At 70.1% G+C, this 14,114-nt stretch carries 10 protein-coding genes; 7 read left to right on the top strand and 3 right to left on the bottom strand.

Translation table 11 applies throughout. From position 1 onward, the window contains the following. Positions 1-50: 50 nt before the first annotated feature. Both ACFQVC_RS26865 and ACFQVC_RS26860 read left to right on the top strand, forming a co-directional pair. Positions 51-842 (top strand): 3-hydroxybutyrate dehydrogenase, encoded by a 792-nt coding sequence (locus ACFQVC_RS26865; RefSeq protein ID WP_381835267.1) that lies wholly within the window; start codon positions 51-53, stop codon positions 840-842. Between the two features lie 225 nt (positions 843-1,067). After that, entirely contained in the window at positions 1,068-2,981 is a 1,914-nt protein-coding gene (locus ACFQVC_RS26860; protein ID WP_381835265.1) for a helix-turn-helix domain-containing protein, read from the top strand. Positions 2,982-3,204: 223 nt separating this feature from the next. Here the strand turns inward: ACFQVC_RS26860 and ACFQVC_RS26855 are convergent, their stop codons facing one another. Together ACFQVC_RS26855 and ACFQVC_RS26850 are read right to left on the bottom strand one after the other, a co-directional pair. Then, a complete protein-coding gene (locus ACFQVC_RS26855) occupies positions 3,205-4,599 on the bottom strand; it encodes an MFS transporter (RefSeq protein ID WP_381835264.1) in 1,395 nt (464 codons plus the stop codon). 239 nt (positions 4,600-4,838) lie between these two features. Next, a complete protein-coding gene (locus ACFQVC_RS26850) occupies positions 4,839-5,111 on the bottom strand; it encodes a hypothetical protein (protein ID WP_381835262.1) in 273 nt (90 codons plus the stop codon). A gap of 620 nt (positions 5,112-5,731) precedes the next feature. On the opposite strand from ACFQVC_RS26850, the gene ACFQVC_RS26845 reads away from it, so the two are divergent. The 5 genes from ACFQVC_RS26845 to ACFQVC_RS26825 all read left to right on the top strand — a co-directional run bounded on the left by ACFQVC_RS26845 (position 5,732) and on the right by ACFQVC_RS26825 (position 11,898). Further along, the gene (locus ACFQVC_RS26845) at positions 5,732-6,223 is read left to right on the top strand and encodes a hypothetical protein (protein WP_381835664.1); all 492 of its coding nucleotides are present in this window, start codon (positions 5,732-5,734) and stop codon (positions 6,221-6,223) included. A gap of 160 nt (positions 6,224-6,383) precedes the next feature. Continuing rightward, positions 6,384-7,481: a hypothetical protein gene (locus tag ACFQVC_RS26840; protein ID WP_381835260.1), complete on the top strand. Its 1,098-nt coding sequence runs from the start codon at positions 6,384-6,386 to the stop codon at positions 7,479-7,481. A gap of 271 nt (positions 7,482-7,752) precedes the next feature. Continuing rightward, the gene (locus ACFQVC_RS26835; protein ID WP_381835258.1) at positions 7,753-11,292 is read left to right on the top strand and encodes an ALF repeat-containing protein; all 3,540 of its coding nucleotides are present in this window, start codon (positions 7,753-7,755) and stop codon (positions 11,290-11,292) included. A gap of 9 nt (positions 11,293-11,301) precedes the next feature. Beyond that, a complete protein-coding gene (locus ACFQVC_RS26830; protein WP_381835256.1) occupies positions 11,302-11,697 on the top strand; it encodes a hypothetical protein in 396 nt (131 codons plus the stop codon). Positions 11,698-11,742: 45 nt separating this feature from the next. Next, the gene (locus ACFQVC_RS26825) at positions 11,743-11,898 is read left to right on the top strand and encodes a hypothetical protein (protein ID WP_381835254.1); all 156 of its coding nucleotides are present in this window, start codon (positions 11,743-11,745) and stop codon (positions 11,896-11,898) included. A 19-nt stretch (positions 11,899-11,917) separates the two neighbouring features. On the opposite strand, the gene ACFQVC_RS26820 is transcribed toward ACFQVC_RS26825, so the two are convergent. Beyond that, positions 11,918-13,402: a purine-cytosine permease family protein gene (locus ACFQVC_RS26820; RefSeq protein ID WP_381835252.1), complete on the bottom strand. Its 1,485-nt coding sequence runs from the start codon at positions 13,400-13,402 to the stop codon at positions 11,918-11,920. Between the last annotated feature and the right edge of the window lie 712 nt (positions 13,403-14,114).

Raw genomic sequence — 14,114 nt, 5'->3', positions numbered from 1 at the left:
GGGGGCTGACCACATGGGGGCGGTCATGCGCGCTGCCTAACCTGCCGTACATGACCGCCTCACCCCCTCCCGGCACCACCTCCGTCGACCTCGCGGGGCGCACCGCGCTCGTCACCGGCGCCGCGTCCGGTATCGGCCGCGCCTGCGCGCTGCGCCTGGCCGCCGCCGGCGCGAAGGTCAGAGCCGTCGACCGGGACGCGGCAGGCCTGGAGACGCTCGCCGACCGGGCCATGGCCACGGCGGGCGGCGTCGAGGCCCACCCCCTCGACCTCACCGATCTCGAGGCCGCCGAGCTCGTCGCGGCGGGCACCGACATCCTCGTCAACAACGCCGGACTGCAACTGGTCCGCCCCATCGAGGAGTTCCCGCCCGAGGTGTTCCACACGGTCCTCACCGTGATGCTGGAGGCCCCGTTCCGGCTCATCCGGGGCGCACTGCCGCACATGTACGGGCAGGGCTGGGGCCGTATCGTCAATGTCTCCTCCGTGCACGGCCTGCGCGCCTCGCCGTACAAGTCCGCCTATGTGGCCGCCAAGCACGGCCTGGAAGGGCTGTCCAAGACCGCCGCCCTCGAAGGCGCCCCGCACGGAGTGACCTCGAACTGTGTGAACCCGGGCTATGTGCGCACCCCTCTCGTCGAGAAGCAGCTCGCCGACCAGGCCGGCGCACACGGGATCCCCGAGGAGCGGGTGCTCAAGGAGATCCTGTTGCGGGACAGCGCGGTGAAGCGGCTCGTCGAGCCCGATGAGGTGGCCGAGGCGGTGGCGTATCTGTGCGCACCGCAGGCCTCGTTCATGACCGGGACGTCGCTGGTCATCGACGGGGGATGGACGGCGCACTGACATGACGACTGCGTGCGTGAACTGCGCGTGTGCGACCTCGGTGTACGTGACCTCGATGGGCGTGACCTTGGTGTGCGTGACCTCGACGTGCGTGCTCCGTGCGTGTGCGACCTCGGCATACGAGGGCACTGACGGGGCGGAAAGCTGACGGGGTGGAAAAGGGAGCCGGGAGGAGTTATCCACAGGCCGGACGGTGACATCGGCCCGGTCGGTCATGCTGTCTTCATGTCCATCGATCACCCGCCGACCGCCGTGAGTGCGGAGGCCCCCTTCCTCGAGCTCCTCGCGCGGGGCGCCGCCGCCGAGGCGTATGAGCAGCCGGTGCGGACGGCCCGCGCGGACGGCTCGTCCGCGGACCGGATCGCCGCGCTCGAGCACGCCCGGCTGCTCGCTCTGCGGGTGCGGACCGAACTCGAGGACCGCAGAAGGCGCGAAGCCGAGCTGTCCGCGCTCTTCGAGACCGCGCACGACTTGGCGGGACTGCGCGACCTGGACGCGGTGCTGCAGGCCATCGTGCACCGGGCCCGCTCGCTCCTGGGCACGGACGTGGCCTATCTGACGCTGAACGACCTGGAGCGTGGCGACACCTATATGCGCATCACCGAGGGTTCGGTGGCCGCTCCGTTCCAGCAGCTCAGAGTCGGTATGGGGGAGGGACTCGGTGGTCTCGTCGCGCAGAGCGCCCGCCCCTATGTGACCGATGACTACGCGAAGGACGAGCGCTTCCGCCACACCCGCGCCATCGACGGAGCCGTGCACGAGGAAGGGCTCGTGGCGATCCTCGGAGTGCCCCTGCTCCTTGGCACGCAGGTGATCGGAGTGCTCTTCGCCGCCGACCGCAGGGCCCGTGTCTTCGAGCGTGCACAGATCGCGCTGCTGGGTTCGTTCGCGGCGCTCGCGGCCGCCGCCATCGACTCGGCGCGGCTGCTGGCCGAGACCCGATCGGCCGTCGCGGGCCTCAAGGAGGCCAATGAGATCATCCGTGACCGCAGCGGTGTCATAGAGCGGGCCTCCGACGTGCACGACCGCCTCGCCCAACTGGTGCTGCGTGGCGGCGGTGTGCAGGACGTCGCGGCGGCGGTCTCCGAAGTCCTCGACGGCACGGTGGAGTTCACGGGCAGCGCCGATGCTCCGGCGGACGCCCTGGAGCGCTCACGTGCGGATGGCCACGCCGTGCCCCACGGAGAGGACTGGATAGCGGCGGTCGCGGCGGGCGGGGAGATGCTCGGTGCGCTCGTGATGCGCGGCCACCCCGAGCTCGATCCGGTCGACCAGCGCACCCTGGAGCGAGCCGCGATGGTGACCTCGCTGCTGCTGCTCGCTCGCAGATCGGCGGGCGAGGCGGAGCGCCGGGTGCGCGGCGAGCTCCTCGACGACCTCTTGGAAGTGCGGGACCGGGACCCCCGGTTGCTGCGCGAGCGCGCCGTCCGCCTGCAGGCCGACCTCGACGCCGCGCACGTGGTGCTCGCCGCCCAGTTCGAGGGCGGGCCCACCGCGGTGGACCGTGAGGGTGCGGCACGCCGCAGACTCTGGGCGGCCGCCTCCCATCTGGCCGCGACCCGGCACGGGCTGGCCGCGGAGCGGGACGGTGGCATGGTGCTGCTGCTCCCGCTCGGAGAGGGGCGTTCCGCGGCCGCGTTGGCCGAGGAGACGGCCAGGTGTCTGGGCGCGGCCGTGCACGAACCGGTCACCGTAGGCGCGTCCGCGGCGCTGCCGGCACCCGTGGCGGCGCCGGAGACGGTGGCCGGTGGGTACGCGGAGGCGCGACGCTGCCTGGACGCCCTGCGGCTGCTCGGCCGGGCCGGGGAGGGCGCGGCCGCCGAGGACTTCGGATTCCTCGGACTGTTGCTCTCCGACGGCCGGGACATATCCGGCTTCGTGACGCGCACGATCGGCGAAGTCCTGGCCTACGACAGCCGGCGCGGCACGGATCTCATACGCACCCTGGACGCCTACTTCGCCTCGGGGATGAGCCCGGCCCGCACCAAGGACGAACTGCACGTGCATGTGAACACGGTGGCGCAGCGGTTGGAGCGCATAGGCCACCTGCTCGGCCAGGACTGGCAGAGCCCGGCACGCGCCCTGGAGATCCAACTGGCCCTGCGACTGCACCGGTTGGCGGCCGCCGTCGGGCGATGAGGCCGGCACGGCACGGGCGGGACCGGCAGGGTGGGGGAGCGGGCCCAACCAGCGTGGCATGAGCCCAGTACGGGCGACGGAGGCGGAGCAACGGCAGGCCTCCCGGCCGCACGGTGAGGCTCGTGCGGCCGGGAGGGCCCGGGGAGGCGGGTACCGCGGTGGGGGGCCGGTCCGATGGTGCGGTCCCGTTGGAGGCCCGATCCAGTTCGGAGGTGCGGTCCGGTCAGGCGGTGCGGGCGTCCGCCGGGGATGTCGAGGCGTGGACGGTGTCGTCGTCGTGGCCGTTCACATCGGAGAGATCGCGGTGCCTGGTCTCGCGGGCGACACCGACGGCGATGAGCGTGAGGAGGGCCGCGGCGATCACGTACAGGGCGATGGGCGTCGAACTGTCGTAGTCGGCAAGGAGGGCGGTCGCGATCAGCGGGGCGGGCGCGCCCGCGGCGACGGAGGAGAACTGCGCGCCGATGGAGGCACCCGAGTAGCGCATACGGGTCGCGAACATCTCGGAGAAGAACGCCGCTTGGGGTGCGTACATCGCGCCGTGCAGGACGAGTCCCACGGTGACCGCGAGGAGCAGATTGCCGAAGCTGCCGGAGTCGATGAGGGCGAAGAACGGGAACATCCACGCGCCCACACCGGCCGCTCCGAGCAGATACACGGGCCGGCGGCCGACGCGGTCGGAGAGGGCGCCCCAGGCGGGGATCACCGCGAAGTGCACCGCGGAGGCGATGAGTACGGCGTTGAGGGCGGTCTGCTTGGAGAGGCCGGCCGAGGTGGTGGCGTAGACGAGGATGAAGGCGGTGATGACGTAGTAGCTGATGTTCTCGGCCATGCGGGCGCCCATGGCGATCAGGACGTCGCGCCAGTGATGGCGCAGGACGGCGACCAGGGGCATCTTCTCCACCTGCTCGTCGGCGCGGGCGGCCGACTTCTTCGCCTCGGCGCGGGCCAGGGCCTCCTTGAAGACGGGAGATTCATCGACAGAGAGACGTATCCACAAGCCGACGATCACCAGGACGCCGGAGAGGAGGAACGGAACGCGCCAGCCCCACGAGGTGAAGGCGGCATCCGAGAGCAGCGCGGTCAGCGCGGACAGCACACCGGTGGCGAGCAACTGCCCGGCAGGGGCACCGGTTTGGGGCCAGGAGGCCCAGAAGCCGCGGCGGCGTGCGTCGCCGTGTTCCGAGACCAGGAGTACGGCCCCGCCCCACTCGCCGCCGAGCGCGAACCCCTGCACCAGACGCAGCACGGTCAGGAGTACGGGCGCGGCCGTGCCGATGGTCGCGTGTGTCGGCAGGAGCCCGATCGCGAAGGTCGCCCCGCCCATCATGAGCAGACTCAGGACGAGCAGTCTCTTACGTCCGAGCCGGTCGCCGTAATGCCCGAAGAACAGGGCGCCCAGGGGGCGGGCGGCGAAGCCGACGGCGTAGGTCAGAAAGGAGAGGAGGGTACCGACGAGCGGGTCGGAGCCGGGGAAGAAGAGCTTGTTGAAGACCAGGGCGGCGGCGGAGCCGTAGAGGAAGAAGTCGTACCACTCGATGGTGGTGCCGATAAGGCTCGCGGCGACAATGCGCTTGAGGCTGGCTGGCGTTGGTGGAGCGGTTGCTGCGGAGGCCATGTGCACCACTTCCAGGCGAAGAGCGGGGACGTCTGTGTGTCGGCTCAAGGTAGGAAGACGCAGGTCAGTGGCACATGTGGTGGGACAACATACTTTCGCGGTTGAGTGTGTCGGTCGTCCTGCGGGGCGAAGCTTGCGGCGACCGGGCGGGACGTCGTCCGGCGGTACGCCCGGGGGCGTGGGCCTGATGCGGCGACAGCCGGGGCGGGGCCGCCCGGCCCCGCCCCGGCGTCACGGGGCTACTTCGCCGGCCTTCCGGGGACGCTGTCGGTGCCCGCGGGCCGCTCCACGGTCTGGCTGTACTTGTTGGACGGGTCGGAGGGCTGGACCGTGTCCGCCTGCTGCCGGGCCGGGATGGAGTCCGTGCCCGCGGGCCGCTCGACGGTCCGGCTGTGGGGGCTGTCGGTCTTCGGGGTGCTGCCACTGCTGGCCTGGGCGACGCCCACCGCGGCGAGCGAGCCGAGCAGGACGGCGGCGGAGGTGATGGCAGCGCGCTTCACGATCTTGGTCACTTGGGCTCCTTGGGTTCGTGTGACCTCTGGACACCCGAAACGCTACGAAGTACCGCATTTGAGTCGTGTTTGAGTGGTGCCGTTCTTCCTGAAGATTTCCTGAGAACGCGACCCGCGGATGACGCGATGCGACGCGGTGCGGTGTGGTGCTGTGCGGTGTGGTCAGGCGTCGGCCAGGGCGCGTGATTTCGGCCTGCAGTGAGAGATAGCGGAAGTATCAGACAGGTCGGGACGCGCCAAAATCTTTTCAATCTCTGTCTCAAGGAAAGGGCAACCATTCTGCCTGCCGAGCAACTGTCCAGCCAGGCAGCGGATCGCGGTGCGTGAGAGCAGGCCCGGGGGCTTCGCTCTCCAGTCATGTCCCCGACACCCTGTTGCTATCTTGCGTTCCCACGGGAGGCACGGGGGCCACGTGATACGAGACGGAACTCGGGCGCTGACAGATGATCGCGCCGGGTCCGGTCGCGAGCGAACCCCCGTGGCACGCAGAGGTGTCCAGCACCTCTCCCAGCCGTCCTCCCGGTGCGTATCTCTTCAATAGCGCGGCATCGCCCCACAGTTGCCGACTGTCGAAGCTTTCCCTGCGGCAAGAGCCGCACCTTCGTAAAAGGACTGCTTTGGTGATATCCCGCGCCCGTAAACTCCTGCTTTCCGGGATCACGGCAGTTGCTGTGATCGCCGGAGCCTCAACGTTCGCCGTCGCCGACCCCGGCAGCGGTGCCAAGGCCGCCGTGGATCTTCCCCCGGTCGCCGTCGAGGACTTCAACTACCCCGGTGCCGCCAAGATCCTGGCGGAGCAGGGCATCTCCCTGAAGCGCGGTGACGGCCGCATCACACTCGCCGCGTGCGACGACGCCGCCGACCAGATCAAGGTCATGAGCCGTGTCGGCGCCGGTGAGTTCTGCTTCAACGCCACTGCCGCCACCGGCCATCTCACGCTCGAACTCGCCGACGTCTTCTCCATCCAGACCGAGTCCCACCCCGTGCGGGCCGAGCTGACGGCCGACGGGCAGAGCCAGATCGTCGAGGTACCCAAGGACAGCATGAAGGGCGTCGGCGAGGGCACGGGTGGTGCCGCCACGGTCCTCCTCGAGATCCGCGTTACCGGCTGACCTGACTGCTCCGGCCGCCCCGACTGCTCCGGCCGCTCCGGCTGAGCCGGCCGGACCATCGCTCCTTCCTCTCTGCCGTCTTCTCTGCCGTCTTCTCCACCGTGTGCAAGGCCTTGCCTTGGGCCGCCTCTGCAGCACCAGAACCACAGGGATGTTCAACGTGTCCACACTTCGCCCGAGAGCGGCGCTGACGAGCACTCTGCTCGCCGCCGCCCTCGTGACAGGCGTACTGTGCGGGAGCCCCGCACAGGCCATCACCGGTGATGCCGCCAATGACGGGGCCTTCGCCTTCACCGCCCGTCTCGACATCGGTAACGGCGCCCGCGCCTGCTCCGGCTACCTGCGTGGCACCACCAACACCTCGATCAACCAGGGCAAGGACGGCGTGGTCGGCACCATGGAGAAGGGGGACCGATTCGGTACGAGTGTCGCCGCCTCGCCCGAGCACCTCGCCGTCGGCACCCCGCACGAGGCGATCGGCGAGAAGACCGACGCCGGCGCCGTGCAGATCCTCGCCCACAAGGTCACCGGCGGCTTCCCCACCCCGCTCGTGGACGCCGACCAGAACGACTCCGCCCTCACCATCAGCGGCTCGGCAGAGACCGGTGACCAGTTCGCCCACGCGCTCTCCATGACCTCGCACCGCACTGTGGCGGGCAACTCCACCGCCGCCACCGAGTCCGTCCTCGCGATCGGCGTCCCCGGTGAGGCGTTGGAGACCGACATCAAGGAAGGTGGCCGGGTCGTCACCGTGAAGATCACGGCGGCGGGCAAGGCCGCCCAGCTCGACGACCTGAGCCAGGCACCCGCGGACATCATCGGCACACCCGAGGCCGGTGACCGCTTCGGCCAGCAGGTCGCCGCCGTGAGCACCGCACCGGGCGCGGTGGCGACCACCAGCAACGCCCTCCTCGCAGTCGGCGTTCCCGGCGAGGACGTCGGCACCGCCACCAACTCGGGCTCGCTCATCGCCTTCTCGCTGCTCGGCAACGCCGGTGACAGGGAACAAGCCGTCGAACCGGGCACCTTCGGCCTCCCCGGCACCCCGGGCGCCAATCAGAAGGTCGGTACGAACCTGCACGCCACCGGCGCCCACCTGTACCTCGGCATGCCCAACGGCCCGACCACCTACGGCGCCGTGCACACCGTCCCGTGGGCGAACATCACCAGTGGCGCGACGGACGCCGTGACCACCTACGAGCCCGGCAAGGGCGGCCTGCCGGCTGCGGGCGTCAACTTCGGCGCCGTCATCCGATAGCGCCCCCGCCGACTCGGCGCCGGCTCCGACGAGTTCAGCTTCACCCGCCGCTGCCCCTGATCTCGCTCACCGTCCATGGGTGGTCAGGGGCAGTGGTGTCCCCGCCCGTACGCACCGGGAGATTCCCCCCTCCCGGCACTCTCCCGACACTGCTTTCGCTTCCCGCTCTGCCGACAGGCCTCATCCTCCGGACGACTGAACGGACCCCACGATGACCCGAAGACGTCACAGACCGCGCACAACCCCCAGGAGACCGCGCGCACTTCGTACGTTGATCCTGACTCTGCTGCCGCTGGCCCTCCTGCTCGGGCTGATGACCGCGGGGCCGGTACCGGCCGCGAGCGCGGCCACCGACCGGAGCGCGGCTCTCGCGGCGCTCGCCGAGACGACCCCGACCGACCGGGGCCGGGTCGTCGACCACTGGAGGTCCGGCGGGCCCGGGGTGAAAGCCGCCGCCGAGGCCGCTCTGACCGGCAGCGCCGCGGACGTGCAGGCATTCCTGGGCACTGCTGAGAACTTGGCGCTGCAGGACGCCCGAGTGAGCGCCGTACAACTGTCGTCGCTCGGTGGCCGGGGCCTCATGGCCGAGGCCCGCAAGGCTCTCGCAGGTACCCCGGAGGAACTCAAGACCTTCCTGGCCTGGGGCTGGGAGGCCCCATTGAAACAGGACGAGCGGGTCCGGGTCGTGCAGATCATGCAGACGGCCGGCCCGGCTGAGAAGAGGACCGGGCAGGCGGCGCTCGACGGGTCCGCCGACGACGTACGGAAATTCCTTGCCGAAGGGCAGTACACCGAGCGCGCCGAGGACGAGCGCGTCCGGGTCGTGCAGATCATCAGCGTGGGCGGCACGAATGTGCAGGCGGCCGGCAAGCTCGCCCTGGAGGGAACCGCGGACGACATCCGGGAGTTCCTGGAGGTCGGGCAGTTCGTGGCGCTGGCCAAGGACCAGGAGCACGCCACCGTCGCGCAGTTGGCCGCGCAGGCCGAGGAGGCCGGGCGGCAGGCCGCGAAGGAGACCGAGTCGGCGAAGGCCGAGTCGGCCAAGGCTGTGGAGTCCGCGCAGCTCGCCAAGGAGGCCGCGCTGCGTGCCGCCAGTGAGGCCGAGGCCGCGCAGGAGGACACCCAGGCCGCGGCCCGCGCCGCGAGCCGGGCGGCGAAGGCCGCGAAGCAGGCCGCTTCGGCGGCGCAGAAGGCGATCAGCGCAGCGAACGCCGCGAACGACTCCGCGCGGATCGCCGCCAGTGCCGCATCCCGGGCGGCAGCCGCCGCTGCCGGTGCTTCCCAGGCCGCGTCCCGTGCCCGGGGTGCGGCCGCCAGCGCCGCGACCGATGCCGGAAAGGCCGATGCCGCCCGGCAGGCCGCGAAGGACGCCCGCCTCGCCGCCGAAGGCGCCGACAAGGCAGCCGACGCCGCCGATCACGCGTCCCAGGCCGCCACGGCAGCCGGTGACGCGGCCAAGGCCGCCATCGGTGCGGGCGGCCACGCGACCGCCGCGGCGGACGCGGCGGTGGAGGCGAGCAGCCACGCCGACCAGTCCAGTGCGGCGGCCGCCGAGGCACGGGCCGCCGCCGCGGCCACCAAGCGGCACGCCGCCGAGGCCAACCGGGCCGCGACCGCGGCCGAGTCGCTGGCCCGCAAGGCCGCGAAGGCAGCCGGGCAAGCGCGCGACTCGGCGAGAAGCGCGGCCACGCACGCCAGGAACGCGGCCGAGGCCGCCGACGAAGCCGCCGAACACGCAGGCGACGCCGCCCAGGCCGCGGCCAAGTCGACCGAGCATGCCAACGCCGCCACCACGGCGGCGAATACGGCCACCGAGGCGGTCACCAAGGCCCAGGAAGTCTTCACCCTGGCCCGTGAAGTCGAGGCCGAGGAGCTCCTCGGCCGCCGCAACGCGGGCATCGAGCGGGCCAAGGACTTCAAAGCCGAGGCCACCGAACGCGCCGCACAGAAAAAGGCGCTGGATCAGGCTGTCAAGGACCGGGACGCCGAGCGGGACCGTCTGGTCACCGCCGCGGCACAGCCCGGAGCCGACCTCGCCTCCGTCGCCGGCCAGGGCCGCAAGCTGGCCGTGCTCACCATGAAGAACGGCACCTCATGGGCGCGCGGCGCGGCCGAGGCCGCCCTCGCGGGCCCGGACGAGGTGGTCATCGACTGGCTGCGGAGGGGCTGGCAGACCGCCAAGGACGAGGAGAACCGCTCCTACGTGGAGCGCCTCGCCGAGGAGAGCGAGAGCCCCGAGATGCGGGCCGCGGCGGAGGCAGCGCTCGACGGCGGCACCGCCGCGATCACCGCATTCGTGAACGAGGGCCAGTACCAGGTCGCCGACGACGACATGCGGATCGAGATCACCCGGATCATCACGACCGGCGGCTCCGGCCTGAAGACCGCGGGGCAGGCCGCCCTGGACACCAAGGACCCCAAGAAATACAGCGAGTTCCTCAGCACGACGCAGCACACCGAGCGCACCAAGGACGAGAGGGTCCGGGCCACACAGCTGCTCACCAACGGCACCCCGGAGGTGAAGGCGGCCGCGCGGATCGCGATCGAAGGATCCCCGCAGCTGCTGCACGCGTTCATCGTCGAGGGCCAGTACCTGGCCCAGCGCAAGGACGAGCTCGCGGCCACGCATGAGCTGCAGGTCCGCCAGCTCATCGCCCAGGCCGCGAAGGTCGCGGCGACCGCGCAGAAGAACGCCGCCGAGGCCCAGCGGGTCGCCGCCGTCGCCCGCAACGCCGCTGCCGCGGCAGCCGAATGGGCCGCAAAGGCGGAGCAGTCGGCCACGGACGCCAAGGGCTACGCCGACCAGGCCGCGGAGCACGCCAAGAACGCCGAGGCGTCCGCGGCCAGGGCCGCCGAGTCGGCCAGGACGGCACGCGCCGCGGCCAACCGGGCCGCCCAGTCCGCGAAGGACGCGGCCCGTTCGGCCGCCGACGCCACGCTGTCCTCGGAGTTCGCCCAGTCCGAAGCGGACAGCGCCTGGCACGCGGCCGATCAGGCCCGCCAGTCCGCCATCGCCGCGGGCAAGGACGCCAAGGCCGCTCTCGAAGACGCCACAGCAGCCTTCAAGGCCGCCGTCACCAAGGCGAAGCAGGAGGCCGAGGAGCGCCGCAAGAAGGCCGTCGCCGCCAAGCAAGAGGCACTCAACGACCCCGGAGCCCGCGCCCGGGAGATGTACCGCTGCGGTTCGGCCTACATCCCTTGCGATCCACAGCAGTTCGCCCGCTGGTGCCAGCACAACGAGGTCCAGTGCGACATCCTCGCCCACGGCGACGAGATCGAAGCGGCGATGCGACAGCTGTGGGGCATCACCAAGGAGCTCACCGGGCTCGGCAACCTCGAAGCCTGCCTGGAGAAGAAGGACTTCGGAAGCTGTGGCCCACTGGTCGTTGATGCCCTCATCGGAGCCAAGCTCAAGGCACTCGAGAAGTCCTACGACGCTCTGAAACTGCTGAGGCGAGGTTGCAAGGCAGTCAGCAGGTCCGCCGTGCAGACCATGGCGGGAAACCCTTGCGACGAGCACGATGTGCCGGGGCTGCCCCGGGACGTGTCGAAGATCCCTGGCTCCACCGACTGCAAGGCCTGCGCTCACCGGATTCGTGACAGCCTCGGGGGCGGCGAGATCATCACCATCAGGCCCAAGGGACAACACGGACTCGGTGGTTACCGGAAGCAGGACACATTCTGGTTCGAGCATGTCGTCGTCCTGCACAACAATCGGGTCTACGACGGCTTCACAGGGCGGGGCGGTCAAACCATCCTCGAGTACAAGGCTGAATGGGATTGGCCCGATGTAATCGAATTCGGTTTCTAGGAGAGGCACGTGAACGACAAGGAGTTGGTCGAAGCGGTTCGCGACCGGCCGACCATGTACGGACTGAACGGCACCTACTACCCGACAGCCACGTACCTTCTGGGGTGCGACATGGCACGCTCCGGCGGCCTGTTGCGCGGCTTCAACGAGTGGTTGATCGTGCGGAAGGGCGAGCGTTCCAGTCATATGTGGGTGGCGCTCGTCCTCAAAGAGGCGATCCCGGACTTCCAGTTCACGGGCTGGAAACAGCTGAATCACCTTTCGCCGGAGCAGGATCAGGTGGCCGTCGGCCTCCTGCTCTCGCTTGTCCTTGAGTTCCTGGACGTACGGGACGACAGCGTGAAACTGGCCGGCATGTATGCGGCCTACCACGAGTTGTACGCCCTGGACAACGGAACAAGGTAGAGCCCCAGGCCCAGTGGGCGCCGGGACGCCACCGGCTTTGGCAAGGTGCTCCTTGACCCGGACCAGGAGCAGGAGGCCGTGGACCACCTGTTCTCGCTCGTCGTCGAGTTCCTGGACGTGCGGGACGACGGCGAGGCACTGGCCCGTATGTACTCGGAATACAGTGCGCTGAAGGCCGAGAGTCGCGGGAGTCGCCAGTAGGGCGGTTGCCTCGGGCAGTTCACCGGGTGACGGGTGTCTTGGCCGGCGCGTCGTCCGTTGTCCGGGCCGGGGTGTTCTCCACCGGCTCCGGCAGGACGGCGAAGACGACGGCGGCGGTCAGGATCGTCACGGCCCAGCCCAGGCCGTGTTCGCCGAGCCAGGTGGTGGCCAGGGGGCCGGTGAACCAGCTGACTTCGGTGAGGCACAGGCCCACCGTCAGTGCCACGGCCCAGGCGGTCAGGGCCTGCCAGCAGAAGCCGCCCTTGTACCAATAGCGGCTGCTGGGGCCGGTGTTGAGCAGGCTCTCGCCGTCGTAGCGCACCGGCTTCTTGCGGCGCCGCAGCATGTCGATGCCGTACACGCCGATCCACGCGGAGAAGGACACGGCGAGCAGCGTGAGGAAGGTGATGAACTGCCCGACGAAGTCCTTGGCCACCAGCATCATGAACAGGCCGCCGACCAGGCTGATCGCGGCGTTGATGCTCACCGCCAGGGCGCGCGGCAGCTTGACGCCCATGGTCTGGGCGGTGAACCCGGCGGAGTACATGGACAGGCTGTTGATCAGGATCATGCCGAGCAGCGCGGTCAGCAGGTACGGGATCGCGAGCCAGGTGGGCAGGGCGTTGCCGAGGAAGGACATCGGGTCGGTGTTCTGGTTGGCCAGCTCCGGGTGGGAGACCGCCATGATGCCGCCCATCAGGACCATCGGCACGAGGACCAGCGCCGCGCCGCCGATGGTCGTCCCCACGATGCGCTTGCCGGGGGCGGAGTGCGGCAGGTAGCGGGCGAAGTCGGGGCCGGTGGGGACCCAGCTGATACCGCCGGCCGCGATGGTGCCGATGCCCGCGACCATGAGCGCCGCACTGCCCGGGCTCTGGGAGAGGATCTTGCTCCAGGGCATCTCGGCCACCAGGTAGCCGAGGACGAGCACGCTGAAGGCGCTGAAGATGTACGTCGAGTACTTGTTGCAGACGTTGAGCGCCTTGATGCCCAGACCGCTCACGAGGAACGTGGCGGCCACGAAGGCGAGCAGGGTGACCACGACGAGGACGTTGTTGGTCTCGATGCCGAACAGCAGGCGCAGCACGGTCAGTACGGCGTAGGCGCCGCTGACCGCGTTGATGGTCTCCCAGCCGAAGCGGGCCACCCACAGGATCATGCCCGGGAAGTAGTTGCCGCGGACGCCGAACGCCGCCCGCGAGAGCATCGCGCCGGGAGCGCCGCCCCACTTGCCCGAGACCGACAGGACGCCGACCATCCCGAAGGAGATCACGGAGGCGATCACGGCGACGGCCAGGACCTGCCAGAAGTTCAGGCCGTTGGTGATCACCAGGGAGGCGCCCATGGTCAGCAGCAGCACGCTGATGTTGGCGGCGACCCAGGTCGGGAAGAGCTCACGGACCCGGCCGTGCCGTTCCGCGTCGGGAACGGGTTCGATCCCCCGGACCTCGACGGTCCCCTCTGAGGGCGGGGCGGATGGGGTGTCCTTGGCAGTGGTGCCCATGGTGCGGCGCCTCCGTACGCGGAAAGTGAGCACCCCGAAGGGATGCGGGCAGCAACATCGATGCCCGGCCAACTGAGCCGGTGCCCGGACTCTACGCGCGTCACATGGTGATGACCATGGTGTTTTAACCCACACATACCGCTCCGCGCCCATACACCTTGGAGGAAGCTCCAATGATCACCGGGGCGCGGTGTGCGATGTGAGGGTGCGGTCTGCGGTGTGCGTTGCACGGTGCCTGTCGCTGTATGACCGACCCTTCAGGCTGAGTGCGGCCAGGCCCGGGTGCAGACGGCCAGGGGCCTGCAACTCCCGTACGTCGAGCGGTTTCTGGGCCCCGGGCAACCGTTCGACCTGCCATCTGTTTGGCGTAGGAGACTCTGGGCACCTCGGTAGGTCGAGCCGTCAGCCTGGCGAGGTGAGGAGCAGACATGCAGGCCGCCGCCCGGAAGGCCAGTGGCACCGCCACAGTCCCTCCGACGGGCCGGCCGCCCCGGTTACGACGTGGTGGTTCGCTCAGCTTTGACAACCGGACCTCGGCGGGGCGGTAACTCTCGCGGAACGCGGAACGCGGAACGCGGGTCGCGGATCGCGGATCGCGGGTCGCATAACGCGGACCCGGCGTCCCTCATCTGAACCGGCTCCCGCCCCCGCCCCCACCCCCAACCTCATTTCACACTGCGATCTCGCTGTATTCCGCATGTCGCCGTCAGTG

It is taken from the genome of Streptomyces monticola, from assembly GCF_042665355.1.
Lineage (GTDB): Bacteria > Actinomycetota > Actinomycetes > Streptomycetales > Streptomycetaceae > Streptomyces > Streptomyces monticola.
Note: the sequence above shows the minus strand (reverse complement) of the source record. Positions and strands in the feature narration are given on the sequence as shown.

Bases quoted from the DNA above. Each gene is read 5' to 3' on its own strand.
- ACFQVC_RS26865 (WP_381835267.1), top strand. From the start codon at position 51: ATGACCGCCTCACCCCCTCCCGGCACCACCTCCGTCGACCTCGCGGGG.
- ACFQVC_RS26860 (WP_381835265.1), top strand. From the start codon at position 1,068: ATGTCCATCGATCACCCGCCGACCGCCGTGAGTGCGGAGGCCCCCTTC.
- ACFQVC_RS26855 (WP_381835264.1), bottom strand. From the start codon at position 4,599: ATGGCCTCCGCAGCAACCGCTCCACCAACGCCAGCCAGCCTCAAGCGC.
- ACFQVC_RS26820 (WP_381835252.1), bottom strand. From the start codon at position 13,402: ATGGGCACCACTGCCAAGGACACCCCATCCGCCCCGCCCTCAGAGGGG.